The sequence below is a fragment of the Aeromonas sp. 600527 genome (assembly GCF_049175415.1).
In the GTDB taxonomy this organism is placed as follows: domain Bacteria; phylum Pseudomonadota; class Gammaproteobacteria; order Enterobacterales; family Aeromonadaceae; genus Aeromonas; species Aeromonas veronii_A.
On sequence record NZ_JAAKVA010000011.1, the window covers coordinates 23,470 to 41,427 of the forward strand.

Consider the following 17,958-nt stretch of genomic DNA (forward strand, 5'->3'; position numbering starts at 1 on the left):
TATACAGTAAAGAGGGCACCGTCATTTTTAGTACAGGAAAGGTGCGCCAGTGCGGTATGGCTATGAGAATGCGGTACTGACTATTGGCACGCGGTACGGATATGAGAGTGCAGGGGATGTTGCCACGACAGAAAAGAGAAGGGCGCCAATTCAGGCGCCCTCTCTGGCAATGCCGTTGTCGGTCAGCGCCGATTAAAACAGCTTGCTGCCCCAGCCGAGCTTGTTGCGCAGCACATGGAAGTAGCTGTAGTCGAGGGGATGCACCAGATGAAGCTGGTGGTGGCTCTTCTTGATGAGGATCTCGTCCCCCGGGTGGACCGCCAGGGTCACCTGGCCGTCACAGCTCACCTGCATGGCATCGTCCTGATTATCCGGCGAGACCAGCAGCCGTACTTCGCTGTCGGCATCGAGTACGATGGGGCGACTGCTCAGGGTATGCGGGAACATGGGCACCAGCGTGATAGCGTTGAGCTTGGGGGTGAGGATGGCGCCACCTGCCGACAGGGAGTAGGCGGTTGAGCCGGTCGGTGTGGCGACGATGATGCCGTCCGAGCGCTGGCTATACATAAAGCTGCCATCGATATAGACCTCGAACTCGATCATATGGGCGATCTTGCCCGGGTGTAGTACCGCCTCGTTGACCGCCAGATTGCTCGATTTGCGCTCGCCGTGGCGATAGACCGAGGCCTCCAGCAGGAAGCGGTGTTCGCTCTTGTAGTGACCGGAGAGCACCTGCTCCAGTGGCAATAGATAATCTTGCGGCGAGAGGTCGGTCAGAAAGCCGAGGTTACCCCGGTTGACCCCGATCACCGCCACATCAAAGCGCGACAGCACCCGTGCCGCCCCCAGCATGTTGCCGTCACCGCCCACCACGATGGCGAGATCGGCCTGCTGGCCCAGTTGCACCAGATCCATCACGTTTTCATCGAGGATGCTCAGGGTCTGGGCGACCCGGCTCTCCACCAGTACCCGAAAGCCGCGGGCGGTCAGGTATTGATGCAGGCCGGTCAGCGTCTGGTTGGCCCCCTCATGGTGGGGTTTGCCAATCAGGGCGATGGTTTTGAACGGAGAATCCATAGTCTGTCGGGTCTGGGATGAGTATTGCGGGCCAGTATACAGTGCTTTGCTCCGCTTGTGACGCTCTCCCGTGTCACGGGGGCAGCTATCCCCTTGAGTCAGCTGGCTAAAGGGTGAGCGGCAACGCCAAGAAACAGCTGCTTGCGGCAGAGCATCCACCCTGATTGGCCTTTTACCCCTTGAAAGCCGGGGATGCATCCCCATAATAGCGCCAACATAGTCGGTCTGTGGTCGTCCGGTCGCTCAACCAGACGTCAGGGCCCTCATAAGTAACCCCGGAATTGGAGATGTCATGAACCACGAAGAGCAAAAGGTTGAAGCGATGGAGCAAGTGGAAGCCCAGCCAGTCGAGCCGACCGATGTAGACAGTGAAGTGACAGCTGAGCAAGCCCGCATTGCCGAACTGGAAGCGCAGCTTGAGACCGCCCTCCAGAAGGCGTCGGAAGAGCGTGAACGCGCTCTGCGCACCGCTGCTGAAATGGAGAATCTGCGTCGTCGTACCGAGCTGGACGTGGAGAAGGCGCACAAGTTCGCTTTGGAGAAGTTCGCTGCCGAGTTGCTGCCGGTGCTGGACAACATGGAGCGTGCCATTGAGCTCGCCGACAAGGAGAATGAGGCGCTCAAGCCGATGATCGAAGGCGTCGAGCTGACGCTGAAATCCATGCAGAGCGGTGTGGCCAAGTTCGGTCTGGTTGCGCTGGATCCGGCCAACCAGCCGTTTGACCCGAATGCCCATCAGGCGATGAGCATGGTGCCGAGTGCAGATGTGGCGCCAAACACCGTGATCGCCGTGATGCAGAAAGGTTATGAGCTGAACGGTCGCGTGATCCGTCCGGCCATGGTCATGGTATCCAAGGCCGCCGACTGAGTCGGCACTTGATGCCCAGGCCCGCCGCTTGGCGGGCTTTTTGTTTCGCAGTGCAACACCTGTTCATCTTGCACGGTTTCACGGCTCAACGTGATCGCGCAACCATGACAAAGGGTGTGGTTTTTTTAGGTTGGGGCTTGAAGCTGCGTCTGGCGACCCCATATAGGTAGCAAGGCCGCGGCGGCACAAAAAATTTGATGCCGGGAGCTTGAAAGCCAGATTGGCAGCCCCCACCTAGCCGTTAACGCATTAAGGCGAGTTCCTCGCCAGTTTATTCAAAGTATTTGGAGATTCGTCAAATGGGTAAAATCATCGGTATTGACCTGGGTACTACCAACTCCTGCGTCGCTATTCTGGATGGCGATACTGCTCGCGTGATCGAGAACGCAGAAGGCGATCGTACTACTCCGTCCATCATTGCCTATGCCGATGATGGCGAAATCCTGGTTGGTCAGCCGGCCAAGCGTCAGGCCATCACCAACCCGAAAAACACCCTGTTCGCCATCAAGCGTCTGATCGGTCGTCGTTTTGAAGATGAAGAAGTGCAGCGTGACCTGAAAATCATGCCGTACGCCATTGCCAAAGCTGACAACGGTGACGCCTGGGTTGAAGTGAAGGGCAAGAAAATGGCACCGCCGCAGATCTCTGCCGAAGTGCTGAAAAAGATGAAGAAGACCGCCGAAGACTACCTGGGTGAGCCGGTCACCGAAGCCGTTATCACTGTTCCGGCCTATTTCAACGACGCCCAGCGTCAGGCTACCAAGGATGCCGGTCGCATCGCTGGTCTGGATGTAAAACGCATCATCAACGAACCGACTGCAGCTGCTTTCGCCTATGGCGTAAACAAGGTCAAGGGCGAGCGCAAGGTTGCCGTATATGACCTGGGTGGTGGTACTTTCGATATCTCCATCATCGAGATCGACGAAGTGGAAGGTGAAACCACCTTCGAAGTACTGGCGACCAACGGTAACACCCACCTGGGTGGTGAAGACTTTGACAACCGCGTCATCAACTATCTGGTAGACGAGTTCAAGCGTGAGCAGGGTATCGACCTGCGCAACGACCAGCTGGCTCTGCAGCGTCTGAAAGATGCCGCCGAGAAGGCCAAGATCGAGCTCTCTTCTGCCCAGCAGACCGACGTCAACCTGCCGTACATCACTGCAGATGCCACCGGTCCGAAGCACATGAACATCAAGGTGACCCGCGCCAAGCTGGAATCCCTGGTAGAAGACATGGTGAAAGATTCTCTGGAGCCGGTTCGTGTCGCCCTGAAAGACTCCGGTCTGGCAGTTGGCGAGATCGACGACGTGATTCTGGTTGGTGGTCAGACCCGTATGCCACTGGTTCAGAAGACCGTTGCCGAGTTCTTTGGCAAAGAGCCGCGTAAAGACGTCAACCCGGACGAAGCCGTGGCCATGGGTGCTGCCATCCAGGGGGCCGTACTGTCCGGTGACAAGACCGACGTACTGCTGCTGGACGTTACCCCGCTCTCTCTGGGTATCGAAACCATGGGCAGCGTGATGACTGCGTTGATCGAGAAGAACACCACTATCCCGACCAAGAAGTCCCAGGTGTTCTCCACTGCCGAAGACAACCAGTCTGCCGTGACCATTCACGTGCTGCAGGGTGAGCGCAAGCGCGCCAGCGACAACAAGTCTCTGGGCCAGTTCAACCTGGAAGGCATCCGTCCGGCTCCGCGTGGTCTGCCGCAGATCGAAGTGACCTTCGACATCGATGCCAACGGTATCCTGCACGTCTCTGCGAAGGACAAAGAGACCAACAAAGAGCAGAAGATCACCATCCAGGCCTCCTCTGGCCTGTCTGATGAGGAGATCGAACGTATGGTACGCGAAGCCGAAGCCAACGCGGCCGAGGACAAGAAGTTTGAAGAGCTGGTACAGGCTCGCAACCAGGCTGATGGTCTGGTCCACTCCGTACGCAAGCAGATCACCGAAGCCGGTGAAGCCCTGCCTGCCGACGACAAGACCAAGATCGAAGCCGCTCTGAGCGAGCTGGAAACCGCCATCAAGGGTGACGACAAGGCTGCTATCGAAGCCAAACAGCAGGCTCTGCTGGAAGCGTCCCAGAAGCTGATGGAGATTGCCCAGCAGCAGGCTCAGGCCCAGGGTGCAGCCGGTGCTGATGCCGGTCAGTCCTCCTCTTCTGCCAAGGCTGACGACGACGTTGTCGACGCCGAGTTCGAAGAAGTGAAAGACGACAAGAAGTAAGCCCGACCCAGATGGGCGAAGCAGGCTTCGCTCATCGGCTTAGTCAATGAATTTACGGGCGTTGGGTGACCAACGCCCGTCTGCGTAACCACAGGATGAGTATGTCGAAGCGCGATTTCTACGAAGTGCTCGGGGTGTCAAAAGGTGCCGACGAGCGCGAGATCAAGAAGGCGTACAAGCGTCTGGCCATGAAGTATCACCCTGACCGCAATCAGGGCGATGCCAGTGCCGAAGAGAAGTTCAAAGAGGTCAAAGAGGCCTACGAGGTGCTGACTGATGCCAACCTGCGCGCCCGCTACGATCAGTACGGTCATGCCGGTGTGGATCCGAGTCAGGGTGGCGGTGGCCACGGTGGTTTTGGTGGTGGTGCCGACTTTGGTGATATCTTCGGCGATGTGTTCGGTGACATTTTCGGTGGCAGCCGTGGCGGTGGTCGTCGTGGCCCGGCCCGTGGTGCTGACCTGCGCTACACCATGGAGCTGACGCTGGAAGAGGCGGTACGCGGGGTCTCCAAGGAGATCAAGGTGCCGACTCTGGTTCACTGTGAGGTCTGTAACGGCTCCGGCGCCCACACCGGCAGCAGTGCCCAGACCTGCCCGACTTGCCACGGCTCCGGCCAGGTGCAGATGCGTCAGGGCTTCTTCGCGGTGCAGCAGGCCTGTCCGCACTGTCACGGCCGCGGCAAGATCATCAAGGATCCGTGCCGCAAGTGTCACGGTGAAGGTCGCTACCAGCGTACCAAGACCCTGTCGGTGAAAATCCCGGCGGGCGTCGATACCGGCGATCGCATCCGTCTCTCCGGCGAAGGGGAAGCGGGGGAAGCGGGGGCACCGGCAGGGGATCTGTACGTACAGGTGCACGTCAAAGAGCACGAGATCTTCGTGCGTGACGGCAACAACCTCTATTGCGAAGTGCCCATCAGCTTCACCGCAGCGGCTCTGGGTGGCGAGATTGAAGTACCGACCCTGGATGGCCGCGTCAAGCTCAAGGTCACTCCGGAGACCCAGACCGGCAAGATGTTCCGCATGCGCGGCAAGGGCGTGAAGTCAGTACGCTCCGGTCAGGTAGGGGATCTGATGTGCAAGGTGGTGATCGAGACGCCGGTCAACCTCACCGAGCAGCAGAAAGAGCTGCTGCGCCAGCTGGACGAATCCTTCAGCGGTGCCGCTGCCAAGACCCACAAGCCGAAATCGGAAGGCTTCTTCGAAGGGGTGAAACGCTTCTTCGACGATCTGACCAAGTGATGGCATAGACCCGTGTCGATATAAAGAGAGGGAGGCGTGATGCCTCCCTCTCTTTTATCTTGAACTATCGGAGATGGCGGTGGTTTGGCTGCCCCCATCTGCTGTGCGCTGTCAGGCAGCAGCCAGTGACCCACCGAGGAAGGCATAGGCGAAACCAAAATAGATCAGCACGCCCAACAGATCCATGATCGAGGTGAGCATGGGGGAGCTGAGGGTTGCCGGATCAGTCCCCATCTTCCGTGCGGCAAACGGCAGGACCAGACCAAGCAGGCTGCCAACCACAGTCACCGTCATGGCAGAGAGGCTGACAATCATGACGATGTCCCAGCCGATGCTCTTGCTCCAGAATGCCATCACCCCTTCCAGCAGGGCGACACCCAGCCCCAGAGCCATTGCGACGGGCAGATCGCGCCGCAGCACGAAAAAGAAGTCACGCATGCTCAGCTTGATCTGACCCATGCCCATTGCCCGGATCACCAAGGTGGCCGACTGGCTGCCCGAGTTGCCCCCCATGTCGATAATAGGGGCAATAAAGGCTGCGAGGATCAGTACTTCGCTGATGAGTTCTTCCTGAGCGGCGACCAGATTGCTGGTCAGTATGCCGAATACGGTCAAGACCGCCAGCCAGAAGAATCGGGCGCTGAACATGTTAAAGGTGCTGGATGCGCGAAGATCAAGTTCGGGACCTCCCAGCGCAGCCGTACCACCGAAGCGGGCAATCCGGTTGGCATCTTCCTCTTCGGCAACATCCATTGCATCATCCACGGTCACCATGCCGAGCAACTGCTGATCCTGATTCAATACGGGAAGGGCCAGCAGGTTGTAACGGGCGATCATCTCCGCGGCTTCGCCTTTGGGGGCATCGGCCTGAATACTCACCAGCTCGCGCTGCATAATGGCCGAGATGGGGGTTTTGCTGTCGGCGAGAAACAGTTCGCGCAGGGAGACAACCCCGATGAGGCGGCGCATTTCATCCACGACATACAGGGTATAGATGCTCTCCCTGTCGGCAGCAGTGCTGCGCAGCCGTTGCAGCCCCTCTCCCACAGTGATGTCAGCCGTCAGGCTGGCACAATCCGAGCTCATGATGGAGCCGACGAGGTTTTCCGGGTAAGAGGCCAGCCGTTGTGTATCCTCGCGCTCTTCGTCTGTCATCGCATCGAGCAGGGTCTGGCGCAAGGCAGAGGGCAGACGATTGTAGAGATCGGCTCTGTCATCGGGGGAGAGGCGGGTACACAGCTCCTCCAGTTGGGGTTTGGCCATGGAACGTACCAGACTGGCCTGAATATCGCTGGGCAGATGGCGGAAAATACGTGCTGCACGCAACGCAGGGACCAGGTTTAGAAAGGTATGAATATGTTTATCTGTCAGGCGGTTTATCGCTTGTGCCAGATCGACCTCATGAATATTCAGGCTGAGGCTCTGGATCCCCATACGATCCTTGTTTTGCAGCAGTACATAGAGTTGTTGGTGAATATCTTGGTATTGCATTTATATATCCTTTAATACATCAGCCTGGAAAATGGCAAATAAAATCCTGACTGACATCACATCAGCAAAAATAAATAAGGAAATAACACCCGAGAATTAACCCGGGCTAGTGGCCGATACCGGCTCCAGGGTCAGGGTCCATGACTCACCTCCTGATTGATGTAAAAAATCGTCATATGTTTACCCGTTATCGATCGCGAATGGGGGATGAACAGGTGTTGCACTTGGCACAAGTAAATGAAGGTGGAGCGGATCGCGGGACGGTCGTCGCCCGGCTAGCAGCTGTTGCCATCTCCCATGCCATCTTGTCAGAAAGCCTTGTGGCTACTGACCTGCAGTGATAGAGGTTCGCCATCTGTGATGCACACCGGAGGCGAAACAACATGGGGTGATGGGATAACAGTAGTAATGACATGGTGGCCCTGATATCAGGAGAAGAACCATGCAGGCATCATGACGTCATCTTGCGTCTGGCATTGGATGGCGTAAGTAACAGACATCGAGTGAATACAGGGAAGGGGTGCACCTGGGTGCAAATAAACCGCTCTCCGCATAGCGCGAGATAGCGGCAGAACAATCTGCGGGATCTCGCGACTCAGGTATTGGCTGATGAGCTCAGCAACCTACTGTCATCTGATGAATTGCCCACTGATGGTCTCCGCTATTAATCAATGCGGCGATGCTACTGGAATGGTTCTTATTGGTAAATAATTAATCCAGCGCCAGAAACATTTAGAAACATCTTTATTGATATTTTCATAATTTGACGGTGGTTATGCCGAATATTCAGCCATATCGCAGACATGCTCAGTATTATTTACGTCATTTCACAGTGGACCCTGATGGTGCACTGCGGGTGTCAATCTTCAACACCAGGATGATGCATTAGGGAATGTCGGTCCCCGGCAGACCTACTGCCAGCACCATGACCAGATTGCCGGTGAGGTGCACTCCTTCTATTCACATAGTCGCTGCTCGCAGAATCGGGATCCGCCTTATTGAGTGGATCCTGATGAGGGATCCTCCTCACAACTCCCGCCAATTCCTGCTGTACAAATGTTATCCCGCTCACACTGCTGCTGAAACGGTTTAGTTGTTGTATTGAGTTGGCTAAAGCGGTTTAGCTATGCTCCGTCTGTCGATAACAACAGCGCCCGTCCGGGCCACAGATGACAGGTGAGGAAGATGATGATGTTCAAGAGCAAGTTGGCGCTGGCGGTAGCGCTGGGATTGGGGATGAGCAGCCCGCTGTGGGCGGCGGATGGCGGTATCGAGGCCCGTCTGGCGGCGCTGGAGGCGCGGGTACAGGCGGCTGAAGCCAGAGCCGAGGCGGCAGAGAGCCGTGCCAGTCAGGCGGAAGTGAAGGCGAGCGCGGCGAGTGAGCAGGCGCAGGTGGCCGACAACCGCAGCCAGAAGGTGGATGAGAAGACCACCGGTGCCCAGGGCTTCGAGTTTCACGGCTATGCCCGCTCGGGCCTGTTGGTAAACAGCAATGGCAACGGCGGGCGCGGTGGCCCCTACATCACCCCGGCAGGATCCGTGGGCGGGGCTGTCGGTCGCCTTGGCAACGAGGATGACACCTACATGGAGGCCAACCTGCTGAAAACCCAGACCTTCGAGGATGGCAGCTGGGCCCGCTACAAGCTGATGCTGGCGGACGGGGTGGAGACTAGCAACGACTGGACCGCCAGCGATTCGAGCCTCAATACCCGTCAGGTGTTTGCCGAGATCGGCAATCTGGCGAGCTTCGACGGCCCCTTCAAGAATGCGGTGCTGTGGGCGGGCAAGCGCTTTGATCGGGACAACTTTGACATCCACTGGCTCGATTCCGACGTGGTGTTCCTGGCCGGTACCGGCGGCGGCGTCTACGACGTGCAACTGGCCGATAGCTGGAAGGCCAACTTCTCCCTCTATGGCCGCGATTACGGCGACATCAGCGCCAGCGGTCTTTCCGATATCGAGAGCTACATCCTCACCATGAACAACCGCGTCGGTAACTGGCAGTGGATGGTGAACGGCCTCTCGGCCAAGGACAATGACGCCCGCATTAATGACAAGGGGGCGGGCAGCGAGGCGGCGGACAAGGGGGCACACACCCTGCTGGCCTATCACGGCGAGAGCTTCTTTGGCCTCAACCCCGGTTTTGCCAAGGCGGCGGTGCTGTATGGTCATGGGCTGGGGGCCGAGGTCAAGGGGCTGGGCTCTGACAGCGAGCTGTTGCCGGACGCCGATGCGGTGCGGGTCGCCGTGTTTGGCGCTACCGATCTCAACTCGCGCTGGCGTTTTGCCCCGGCCCTGCTGGCCGAGCAGAGTCAGGATCGCTACGTGAAAGGGGATGAGTACCGCTGGCTTACCTTCAATACCCGGGTGGCGCAGGTGCTGAGCCAGAACGTCGAGCTGGTCTACGAGGCGGCCTGGCAGTACATGGATCTCGATCCCAAGGGTTACAAGGGACGCCAGGCGGTGAACGGCGACTTCACCAAGCTCACCTTCGCCCCCACCTTCAAGGCGCAGACCGCCGGTTTCTTCGAGCGGCCCGAACTGAGGGTGTTCGCCAGCTGGATGGACTGGTCCTCCGAGCTCGACAACTACGCCAGCGACGATGCCATGGGCCAGAGCAACTTCACCGCCGGTGGCGAGTGGAACTTTGGCGTGCAGATGGAAACCTGGTTCTAGTTCGTTATCCCGATCACAAAAATGGCAGCCGGTGCCGAGATCTGTTGGTTGGCTAAAACGGTTTAGCTGATAATGCCAGCCAACAGAACAGAGTTCGGGTTTGACCGTGGATCCGATGCAGCAGTGGAGTAGCAAGGTGACGAATCGTGTGTGGGTAATGGGGGATGCGGTGGTGGACTTGATCCCGGAAGGGGCGTTGCACTACCTCAAGTGTCCGGGTGGTGCGCCCGCCAATGTGGCGGTTGGTGTGGCACGGCTGGGTGGCGATGCGGCCTTTATCGGCCGGGTCGGTGCTGACCCATTCGGCCACTTTATGGCCGACACCCTGAGCGGGGAGGGGGTGGATATTGGTGCGCTGCGGCTCGATCCAGACCATCGCACCTCTACCGTGCTGGTAGAACTTGATGACGAGGGGGAGCGCAGCTTCACCTTTATGGTGCGCCCCAGTGCCGACCAGTTCCTCACTCCGGATGAGTTGCCCCGCTTCGATGCCGGTCAGTGGCTGCTCACCTGCTCCATCGCGCTTGCCAACGAACCGGTGCGCACCAGCTGCCTGCAGGCCATGGCGGCCATCAAGGCGGCAGGCGGGCGGGTCTGCTTCGACCCCAACCTGCGTCCCGAGGTGTGGGGCAACCCCGCCGAGATGCTGCCGCTGGTGCGTCAGGCAATTGCGCAAGCGGATGTGGTCAAGCTCTCCATTGAGGAGCTGCAACTGCTGAGTGGCGAGGATGAACTGGTCGCCGGGCTTGCAACTCTCTCTGGCCCGGCGCTGGTGCTGGTGACCCGGGGCGCGGCCGGGGTGGTGGCGCGTCTGGGTGGCGAGCTGTTGGAGTGGGTGGGGCAGAAAGTGACCCCGCTCGACACCACGGGGGCGGGGGATGCCTTCGTCGCCGGTCTGCTGGCGGCGCTGGCCGGGCGCTCGTCGCTGCCGACGCTGGCCGAGCTACCCGTCATTCTGGCTCAGGCTCACGGCTGCGGGGCGCTCGCCACCACCGCCAAGGGGGCCATGACGGCGCTGCCGACACGCTCCGAACTGGATGCCTTTTTGCGATCAGACGCAAGCGGCTGTTGAGCTGAGGCTAGAAGCCCGGCTCGACAGCCCCTACTCTCATGTGACAAGGGCCCGCCAGCGTGGCGGGTCATAAGAGGAAGAATATGAATATCAGTGCGATAGCCAAGGATCTGGTGCCCCTGCTCGGGGGCAAGGAGAACATCGTCAGCGCAGCCCACTGCGCCACCCGGCTGCGGCTGGTGCTGGCCGACGACAGCAAGGTGAACAAGGCCGCCATCGACAAGCTGGAGGGGGTCAAGGGGTGCTTTAGCAACGCGGGCCAAATTCAGGTGATCTTCGGCACCGGTCTGGTCAACAAGGTCTATGCGGAGTTTGTGACGCTGACCGGTACCGGCACCGCCAGCAAGGCGGAGCTGACCGACATGGCGGCGGCCAAGCTCAACGTGGCCCAGCGGTTGGCGCGAACCCTCTCCAACATCTTCGTGCCGATCATTCCGGCCATCGTCGCCTCGGGCTTGCTGATGGGGCTGCTTGGCATGGTGCGCACCTACGGTTGGGTCAATGCCGACAGCGCCCTGTTTGTGATGCTCGACATGTTCAGCTCGGCGGCCTTTATCATACTGCCGATCCTCATCGGCTTTACGGCAGCACGTGAGTTTGGTGGCAATCCGTACCTCGGGGCGACCCTTGGCGGCATCCTCACCCACCCGGCGTTGACCAACGCCTGGGGCGTGGCCGGTGGCTTCAAGACCATGGACTTCTTCGGGCTGGATGTGGCGATGATCGGCTATCAGGGCACCGTCTTCCCGGTGCTCTTGGCGGTCTGGTTTATGTCCCATCTGGAGAAACAGCTGCGCAAGCGCATTCCGGACGCGCTGGATCTGATCCTCACGCCGTTTCTCACCGTCATCATCACCGGTTTCGTGGCGCTGCTCTTTATCGGCCCGGCGGGTCGGGTGTTGGGGGATGGCATCTCGTTCGGTCTGAGTGCCCTCTATGAGCAGGCGGGCTGGTTGGCGGGGCTGGTGTTTGGCGGCACTTACTCGCTTATCGTCATCACCGGCATCCATCACAGCTTCCACGCCATCGAGGCGGGGCTGCTGGCGAATCCGCAAATTGGCGTCAACTTCCTGCTGCCCATCTGGGCCATGGCCAACGTGGCACAGGGTGGGGCTTGCCTCGCGGTCTACTTCAAGACTCGTGATGTGAAGATCAAGGCCATTACCGTGCCGGCTGCCATGTCCTGCCTGCTGGGTATCACGGAAGCGGCCATCTTTGGCGTCAACCTGCGCTACATCAAACCCTTCCTCGCCGGTCTGTTTGGCGGGGCCTGCGGCGGCGCCTACGTGGTGGCGGCCAAGGTGGGGATGACGGCGGTGGGGCTGACCGGTATTCCCGGCATGGCCATCGTCCAGCCTATGAGCCTTATTCACTACATCATCGGGCTGGTGATCGCCTTTGGTGCCGCCTTCGCCGCATCCTACCTGCTCAAGTACAAGGTGGAGTGATGAAGGAAAGCGATCTTCTCAACCAGATTGTCCGGTCGCTGCTGGCCGGACAGCTCAAGGCGGCGGCCGATCCCCATCGGCCCTGCTGGCATCTGGCAGCCCCGGTGGGGCTGCTTAACGATCCCAACGGCTTTATCGAGCACGATGGGCGTTACCACCTTTTCTACCAGTGGAATCCGCTTGGCTGCGAGCACCGCAACAAGGGCTGGGGCCATGTCACCTCCACCGATCTGCTGCACTGGCACCACGAGCCGGTGGCGCTGTTGCCCACCGAAGCCTATGAGAGCCACGGCTGCTATTCGGGCTCTGCGGTGAGCGACGAGCAGGGGCGCCTGACCCTCATCTACACCGGCAATGTCAAATACCCGGATGGCGGCCGCACCGCCTATCAGTGTCTGGCCCGCGCCGACGGTGAGGCCGGTTTTGCCAAGCTGGGGCCTGTGCTGGATCTGCCTGAAGGCTACAGCGGCCATGTGCGCGACCCCAAGGTGTGGCACGACGGCCAGCAGTGGCTGATGGTACTGGGGGCTCGCACTCTGGATGACAAGGGGGAAGTGCTGCTCTATCGCGGCGAGACCCTGCAAAGCTGGCAGCGGGTGGGCCCCATCGCCGGTAGCGGGCGCGGGGGGCTGGGCGAGTTTGGCTATATGTGGGAGTGCCCTGATCTCTTCCCGCTAGGTGAGTGCCATGTGCTGATCAGCTGCCCGCAGGGGATTGCCCCGGCAGGCGAGGATTATCGCAACCTCTACCAGTGCGGCTGGCTGGCGGGCGATTTTGACGGCGAGCGCTTCGAGCACGGGGCTTTCCACGAGCTGGATCGGGGCTTCGAGTTCTATGCGCCGCAAACTACCCGAGACAGTCAGGGGCGCCGCCTCTTGTTTGGTTGGCTGGGGCTGCCGGAGGAGAACGAGATGAGCCAGCCTACGATCGCTCACGGCTGGATCCACCAGATGAGCTGCCCGCGGGAGCTGTTTTGGCAGGATGAGTGGCTCTGCCAGCGGCCTGTGGCGGAGCTCGCGGCATTGAAGGGAGAGTTGACCCGTTTCGAGGGGACGCTTAGCGAGTTTCCGGGGCTGGCCATCGACTCGGCCTGGCTCGATCTGGATCTCTGCGGTGAGGGGAGTCTCTGGTTCGGCGCCGTGGCCGAGCTGGTGTGGCAGCCGGGGCGCCTCATCTTGCGGCGCCAGAACTGGCAGAGCGGAGCGTGGGAGACCCGCAGCAGCCCATGGGCTGGCGGGCGGATCACCGTGCTGTGCGATCGCTCCAGTCTGGAGTGTTTCATCGATGAGGGTCGTCACAGCCTGTCGGCGCGCTACTTCCCCGGGGAAAAGCCGCAACTATCATCAGGTAACGGCGATGATGGCTGCAAAATTTGCCTCAATCACTGGCCGCTGTCAGCGTGCCTAGTACAATAGCCCGGTTCTAGTCAGCCGGGAGGCCAGGTGGAGAAGAAGAAACGGATCACGATTGCCCAGATCGCCGAACTGGCGGGGGTGTCCAAGGCGACCGCCAGTCTGGTGCTCAACGGGAAGAGTGCGGAGTACCGGATTGCCGACGATACCCGCAAGCGTATTCAGGCGGTGGCGGAGGAGTGTCACTACCTGCCGAGCTTTCACGCCCGCTCCCTGCGCGAGACCCGCAGCTACACCTGGGGGCTGGTGATCCCCGATCTCACCAACTTCGGTTTTGCCCGCATCGCCCGTGCCCTCGAGACCCACTGCCGGGAGGCGGGCATCCAGTTGCTGATCGCCTGCTCCGAAGATGATCCCGCCCTCGAGCAGCGGGTGGTGGATAACCTGATCAGCCGTCAGGTGGATGGGCTGATTGTCGCCTCCAGTGGCCACAGTGATGACATCTATGCCCGTATCCACGATCGTCTGCCGGTAGTGCAGCTCGACCGCCATATCGGCGAGTCGCGCCTGCCCATGGTGATTTCGGATGCCTGCAAGGCCACCGCAGAACTGGTGCGGGACATGGCCAGCGAGTGCGGCGAGGAGATCTACTACTTCGGCGGCCTGCTGGATCTCTCCCCCAGCCGTCACCGGCTAGCGGGCTATGAGCTGGGGCTCCATCGCGCCGGTTTTGAAGCCGATGCAGCCCGGGTACGCCATCGTGACTATCAGCCGAGCTCCGGTTATCAGCTGATGGCCGAGCTGGTGGCCGAGCTGGGAGCGCCCCCCAAGGGGCTCTTTACCGCCTCCTTTACCCTGCTGGAAGGGGTGCTACGTTACCTCAACGAGGCGGGGTTGATGGAGACGGGGATGCGGCTGTGTACCTTCGATGATCACGACCTGCTCGACTGCATTCCTATGCGCATCGACTCGGTTGCGCAGGATTGTCCGGCGCTGGCCCACGCCGCTTTCGAGCTGATGCAGCAACTGATTGCGGGTAATCCCCCTGCGCAGACTGCCCAGGTGATCGCCCCCAAGGTGCGCTGGCGCAGTCGTCGCTAGCCACTCTTCGCTCATCCATATGAGAAAGCCCCGCCATTGCTGGCGGGGCTTTTTGCCGTTGGTTGATGGAGCCATTCCTCTGACCGACAACTCAATCCGTGGTGCTGGCGCGCCAGAATATCTGCTTGATATGGGGATGAATGCCGAGTTTCACCATCAGGGCGTCGAGCTCATCACCATCGATGGAGGTAGCCAGCAGCACTGCCGAGATCTCCAGATCCCTCTCGCCAAATGGCTCGATGTCGAGCTCGCTCATGGGATAGTTGGCCTGCTCCAGCATCTCTTCGAGCCAGTGCAGCACCTCCTTTTGATGCTCACGGGGGGTCAGGGCAGTCACCTTGTAGGTGACTTCTGTGTCCAGATTGTCTACCGGGCGACGGTTGATCTGATTGACCAGCGGTCTCAGCAGGGTGTTGGCGGCCAGCACGAACAGGGCACCCAGAATTGCCTCCATGGCGAGCCCGGCGCCACAGGCGGCGCCGACCGCTGCCACGCCCCACAGGGTGGCGGCGGTGTTGATGCCGCGGATATTGCCCGACTCGCGCATGATGACGCCGGCGCCGAGAAAGCCGATGCCGGAGACAATATAGGCCACCACATGGACCACGTTGTAGTTGCCGCCGTGCAGGTCATAGATTCGCTGGGCTAGGCTGACGAACAGGGCTGCTCCCACTGCGACCAGCACGTTGGTGCGCAGGCCCGCGGTACGTTGGCGGTACTGGCGCTCCAGCCCGACCAGACTGCCGAGCACAAAGGCGAGCAGCAGGCTGGCCAGAGTGTCGAGCAGTGAGAGCATGTCTAGTTGTTGCCACATCTTCATGGCGTACTCCTTCTTATGAAAGCTGGCTTGGCACAATCCATGATGAAACGCCGGGTGGCGGATGGATCAGAGGGGGATTGAGCGGATGGCCAGCAGAAAAACGCAGCGTCCCGGGTTTAGCTTCCGGGGCGCGAGCATCATCAGATGCCCTGACGCTCGGAGAGGACGCAACAAGTGGGGCCAGCGTGGCTGGCCCCTTGAACGGTCGTTAGTGCAGCAGGATGCGCGTCAGTTGAGTTCGGGAGTCGTGTCGATGCGCGGACGCAGCTCCCAGCGCACCGGATGCGCTACTCCGACCTGATGAACAAACTGCACCAGATAGCGGCGCTGGGGTGGAGTGCAGTGCACATTGAGCACCAGCTCTCGCCCGCCGCCGCGACCCGGTTTCATCGATTGCATCGGTTGCAGTCCGGCCGGTTGCAGGGTGTGGCTCACCATATCCAGCACTTGCTCCATATCGGCGCGATCCTCGCAGCGGATCTGCAGCCTATAGTGGTGCTGGCGCGGTTTGCCGCCCAGCCAGCGTGGCAACATGCCGCGCCCCAGCTTGCTCAGCAGGGGGTGAGCCCGGGGTGCAACAGAACCTGTTGCGACCGCGCGATCCGCAGCCGGTTTGATTGAGATAAAACGCATAGCAGCCTCCTTGTGGGAAGCAGAAACTATGCAGGCAAGGTGTCATGGCAAAGCCAGACCACCTGACGTCAAGTGTAAAAAGGGAGAAGAGGGGAGTGGATTTCCGCTTCTCGCAGGGTTGCGAGCATACGGCAGAGAAAGACCTGCGGCTAGCTCGCGACCTTGGTACCGACGATGAGGGTCGGTCTACAACTGTCACTTGATGAGTTGCCCACTGATGGTCTCCGCTGTGTTAAGAACGGCAAAATGGTACTCATCCAGAGCGGTGAGGTAAAGCCTTATCGACCTTCCAGCAACATTTAGATACAAGTTTGTCAATAATGGGGCCGACTGGCTACCTCCATAAGCATCAGGGAGCGACGATAGCCATCGCCGCGCGATGACGCCCCGCTAGCAGGACCGCCCCTGTCTTGCGCGACCTGTTACTTCAGCCCCAGGCGCTTGAGGAGCATGGCGGCCGGACAGAAACCGGTGAATGCGCTCTGGATCAGGTTGACCCCGACAAAAGCGCTCAACCAGACAAAGCCCGGATGAACCCAGGTGGTAAGGATCAGCGAGAGCAGCAACATGCAACCCGCGACGATTCTGACTCCGTTATCTACTGTCATGGTCTTTCTCCTTATCTACTTTAGATATTGCTAATTTAGGGTTGTTTTATACAATAGAACAAATATCAGCAATTGCTAATTTACTCTTATGAGCCAATTCGACGAGATGAACAGACATGCGACATCCGCCGCCTCCCTGCTCAAGGCGTTGGCTCATCCCGAACGCCTGATGGTGCTCTGCCAGCTGGTGGAGGGGGAGAAGGGGGTCGGGGAGCTGCTGGCCCATAGCCAACTTGGGCAGTCGGCCTTCTCCCAGCAACTTTCGGTATTGAAGCGCTACGGCCTTATCCGTTCGCGCAAGGTCTCCCAGCAGATCTACTACTCGCTGGTGAGCGAGGCGGCGGCCGATGTACTGGGAGCGTTGCAAACCCATTTTTGTCACTCGGAAAATAAGGAATCTTGATGATGGAAAGCCAATGGCTGCTCTCTTTGGGCGGTGGCATGCTGGCGGGGCTGTCGGCCCTGATCCTGATGTTGTTCAACGGCCGGGTGGCCGGGATCAGCGGCATTTTGGCCGGCGCGCTGCAACACAGTGCACCGTGGCGGGTGCTGTTTCTGCTGGGGCTGGGGGCGGGCGCCTGGTTGGCGCTGACTCTGGGTTGGGCCACCATGCCCGCATTCACCACCTTGCCCGGCTGGCCTGTAGTGCTGCTGGCCGGTCTGCTGGTCGGCATCGGTACCCGTCTTGGCAATGGCTGCACCAGCGGCCACGGCATCTGTGGCATGGGGCGGCTCTCCCTGCGCTCCATCGTCGCCACCCTGACCTTTATGGCGGCTGGCTTTATCACCGTCTTCGTCACTCATCATCTGCTGTAAGGGGCTGATCGCCATGAAGTTGCTGACAAGTTTGTTTGCGGGTGTGTTGTTCGGACTGGGGATGGCCATCTCCGGCATGATGGATCCCGCCCGGGTCACCGGTTTTCTCGATCTGGCCGGGGCCTGGGATCCCAGCCTCGCCTTCGTGATGGGAGGGGCCCTGCTGGTCTTTATGCCGGGTTATTTTCTGCTGGTGAAACCCCGTCGCCAGAGTGTGCTGGGTGAGCCCATCGTCGCCGTACCAGCCCCTCGGCTGGATCGCCGTCTGATCGGCGGGGCCGCGCTGTTTGGCATCGGCTGGGGATTGGTGGGTATCTGCCCGGGGCCTGCTCTGAGTCTCATTTCCAGCGGGCAGCCCATGATAATGTTGTTTATAGCGGCCATGGTGGCCGGGATCTTGCTGTTTGACAGAGGGCTGGCCAGGGTGCTGACCAAGGCGCCAGCTCGGGGAAAGGATAAGGTGCGCCAGTCCCATACCGCCTGATCCCGTGAAGTGACTGATGATGCCAGGGAAGGAGAATAAT

17 protein-coding genes are annotated in these 17,958 nt (G+C 59.8%); 12 read left to right on the forward strand and 5 right to left on the reverse strand.

Annotated features, from left to right (window positions below; translation table 11 throughout):
- Positions 1–192 precede the first annotated feature (192 nt).
- A complete protein-coding gene (nadK, locus tag G5154_RS14050; protein WP_005338038.1) occupies positions 193–1,077 on the reverse strand; it encodes an NAD(+) kinase in 885 nt (294 codons plus the stop codon).
- Between the two features lie 292 nt (positions 1,078–1,369).
- Between nadK and grpE the strand changes: the two genes are divergently transcribed.
- The 3 genes from grpE to dnaJ all read left to right on the forward strand — a co-directional run bounded on the left by grpE (position 1,370) and on the right by dnaJ (position 5,417).
- A complete protein-coding gene (gene grpE, locus G5154_RS14055) occupies positions 1,370–1,945 on the forward strand; it encodes a nucleotide exchange factor GrpE (RefSeq protein WP_005344280.1) in 576 nt (191 codons plus the stop codon).
- Positions 1,946–2,244: 299 nt separating this feature from the next.
- A complete protein-coding gene (gene dnaK, locus G5154_RS14060; RefSeq protein ID WP_216979160.1) occupies positions 2,245–4,173 on the forward strand; it encodes a molecular chaperone DnaK in 1,929 nt (642 codons plus the stop codon).
- A 101-nt stretch (positions 4,174–4,274) separates the two neighbouring features.
- Positions 4,275–5,417 carry a molecular chaperone DnaJ gene (gene dnaJ / locus G5154_RS14065; RefSeq protein ID WP_216979159.1) on the forward strand — a complete coding sequence of 381 codons (1,143 nt, stop codon included), beginning with the start codon at positions 4,275–4,277 and terminating at the stop codon, positions 5,415–5,417.
- 111 nt (positions 5,418–5,528) lie between these two features.
- Here the strand turns inward: dnaJ and mgtE are convergent, their stop codons facing one another.
- A complete protein-coding gene (mgtE, locus tag G5154_RS14070) occupies positions 5,529–6,908 on the reverse strand; it encodes a magnesium transporter (RefSeq protein WP_421251134.1) in 1,380 nt (459 codons plus the stop codon).
- Between the two features lie 140 nt (positions 6,909–7,048).
- On the opposite strand from mgtE, the gene G5154_RS14075 reads away from it, so the two are divergent.
- The 6 genes from G5154_RS14075 to G5154_RS14100 all read left to right on the forward strand — a co-directional run bounded on the left by G5154_RS14075 (position 7,049) and on the right by G5154_RS14100 (position 14,557).
- Positions 7,049–7,249, forward strand: coding sequence for a hypothetical protein (locus G5154_RS14075; protein WP_421244597.1), 201 nt, complete (start codon positions 7,049–7,051; stop codon positions 7,247–7,249).
- Positions 7,250–8,093: 844 nt separating this feature from the next.
- The gene (locus G5154_RS14080) at positions 8,094–9,584 is read left to right on the forward strand and encodes a carbohydrate porin (protein WP_335827344.1); all 1,491 of its coding nucleotides are present in this window, start codon (positions 8,094–8,096) and stop codon (positions 9,582–9,584) included.
- Between the two features lie 115 nt (positions 9,585–9,699).
- Positions 9,700–10,656, forward strand: a complete 957-nt coding sequence (locus G5154_RS14085; protein WP_421251133.1) for an aminoimidazole riboside kinase — start codon at positions 9,700–9,702, stop codon at positions 10,654–10,656.
- A gap of 83 nt (positions 10,657–10,739) precedes the next feature.
- The gene (locus G5154_RS14090; protein ID WP_005359249.1) at positions 10,740–12,104 is read left to right on the forward strand and encodes a sucrose-specific PTS transporter subunit IIBC; all 1,365 of its coding nucleotides are present in this window, start codon (positions 10,740–10,742) and stop codon (positions 12,102–12,104) included.
- Entirely contained in the window at positions 12,104–13,519 is a 1,416-nt protein-coding gene (locus tag G5154_RS14095) for a glycoside hydrolase family 32 protein (protein WP_421251132.1), read from the forward strand. The genes G5154_RS14090 and G5154_RS14095 overlap by 1 nt, the downstream gene beginning before the upstream one ends.
- A 27-nt stretch (positions 13,520–13,546) precedes the next feature.
- Positions 13,547–14,557: a substrate-binding domain-containing protein gene (locus G5154_RS14100; RefSeq protein ID WP_421251131.1), complete on the forward strand. Its 1,011-nt coding sequence runs from the start codon at positions 13,547–13,549 to the stop codon at positions 14,555–14,557.
- A gap of 91 nt (positions 14,558–14,648) precedes the next feature.
- Here the strand turns inward: G5154_RS14100 and G5154_RS14105 are convergent, their stop codons facing one another.
- The 3 genes from G5154_RS14105 to G5154_RS14115 form a co-directional block, all read right to left on the reverse strand.
- On the reverse strand, positions 14,649–15,377 hold the full coding sequence (locus G5154_RS14105; RefSeq protein ID WP_201990472.1) for an MgtC/SapB family protein: 729 nt from the start codon (positions 15,375–15,377) through the stop codon (positions 14,649–14,651).
- A 228-nt stretch (positions 15,378–15,605) separates the two neighbouring features.
- Positions 15,606–16,010 carry a hypothetical protein gene (locus tag G5154_RS14110; protein WP_421251130.1) on the reverse strand — a complete coding sequence of 135 codons (405 nt, stop codon included), beginning with the start codon at positions 16,008–16,010 and terminating at the stop codon, positions 15,606–15,608.
- A 422-nt stretch (positions 16,011–16,432) separates the two neighbouring features.
- Positions 16,433–16,618: a YgaP family membrane protein gene (locus G5154_RS14115; protein ID WP_201990468.1), complete on the reverse strand. Its 186-nt coding sequence runs from the start codon at positions 16,616–16,618 to the stop codon at positions 16,433–16,435.
- Between the two features lie 88 nt (positions 16,619–16,706).
- Between G5154_RS14115 and G5154_RS14120 the strand changes: the two genes are divergently transcribed.
- Genes G5154_RS14120 through G5154_RS14130 form a run of 3 tightly spaced genes read left to right on the forward strand, consistent with a single transcriptional unit; the run spans position 16,707 to position 17,918 of the window.
- Entirely contained in the window at positions 16,707–17,021 is a 315-nt protein-coding gene (locus G5154_RS14120) for an ArsR/SmtB family transcription factor (RefSeq protein WP_421251129.1), read from the forward strand.
- Positions 17,021–17,434 (forward strand): YeeE/YedE family protein, encoded by a 414-nt coding sequence (locus tag G5154_RS14125; RefSeq protein ID WP_194495910.1) that lies wholly within the window; start codon positions 17,021–17,023, stop codon positions 17,432–17,434. The genes G5154_RS14120 and G5154_RS14125 overlap by 1 nt, the downstream gene beginning before the upstream one ends.
- Positions 17,435–17,447: 13 nt before the next feature.
- On the forward strand, positions 17,448–17,918 hold the full coding sequence (locus G5154_RS14130) for a DUF6691 family protein (protein ID WP_421251128.1): 471 nt from the start codon (positions 17,448–17,450) through the stop codon (positions 17,916–17,918).
- Positions 17,919–17,958 lie beyond the last annotated feature (40 nt).